Below are 943 nucleotides of genomic sequence, written 5' to 3' on the forward strand. Positions count from 1 at the left end.
GGGAACGCCGCCTCGGCCGCGCCCCTGATCCCGCCGATACGCGCGGCCGAGGCGGCGTTCCCGCCGCCACCGCCGCTCCCCTCGCCCCCGCACCCCTCCTACGCGTGGGCCCCGGCGGACGACATCGGGACGCCCGAGGAACACGCCCGCCTGGTACCCGTGCAGCTCCGGCACCCCGGCAGGACCGCCGCCGCCCTCGTCTGCGGTGTGCTCGGCCTCGGACTGATCGGGGGCGCCGCGACCGGCACCTGGCTCACCGGCGACTCGGCGGCCGAACCCGTCACCACGGACAACTTCGCCGCCGCGCGCTCCCTGTGGCACAGCGTCCCCGTCGACACCCTCTTCCCGCGCACCCTCGACGGCGACGGCGCCGGACCCGGCGGCGCCGACCGGGACTGGACCCGGGTCGGTGTCGCCCCCGACGGCGACTGCTCCACCGCGCTGGACCCGCTGCTGCTCAAGACGGTCGGCCCGGTCGGCTGCGAACGGGTGCTGCGCGCCACGTACGTGGACTCCACCTCCAGCAGCGTCACCACCGTCGGACTCGTCTTCACCGAGGCCGACGCGGCGGCCATGGACGCCCTGCGCACCCGCTTCCGGTCCGAGAGACTCGACCGGCGCGCCGACCTGATGCCGCGCGCCTTCCCGGTCAAGGACACGCCCGCCGCCGCGTTCGGCGACCGCCAGCGGGCCAGCTGGTCGGTGAACGTCCTCACCGACGCGCCCGTCGTCGTGTACGGCGTCTCCGGCTTCGCCGACGGCCGCGAGGTCACCACCCCGCAGTCCGCGGCCGAGGCGATGGCTTCCGGAGCCACCACCGCGCCCGCCCAGTCGGGGCTGGGCCATGAGGCGAAAGGTCTCGCGGACCGTATCGAACGAGGGATCCGCGAGGCGGTCGACACCCCCACGCCGGAACCCCGGTGACCCGGAACCCGCCCCCGAC

The 943-nt window shown here is 76.0% G+C and carries 1 protein-coding gene; it reads left to right on the top strand.

Going from position 1 to position 943, the window contains the following annotated elements; genetic code table 11:
- Positions 1–36: 36 nt before the first annotated feature.
- Positions 37–924 (top strand): hypothetical protein, encoded by an 888-nt coding sequence (locus DVH02_RS34470; RefSeq protein WP_114627755.1) that lies wholly within the window; start codon positions 37–39, stop codon positions 922–924.
- The last annotated feature ends 19 nt before the right edge of the window (positions 925–943 follow it).

The sequence above is a fragment of the Streptomyces corynorhini genome (assembly GCF_003346515.1).
In the GTDB taxonomy this organism is placed as follows: Bacteria; Actinomycetota; Actinomycetes; order Streptomycetales; family Streptomycetaceae; genus Streptomyces; species Streptomyces corynorhini.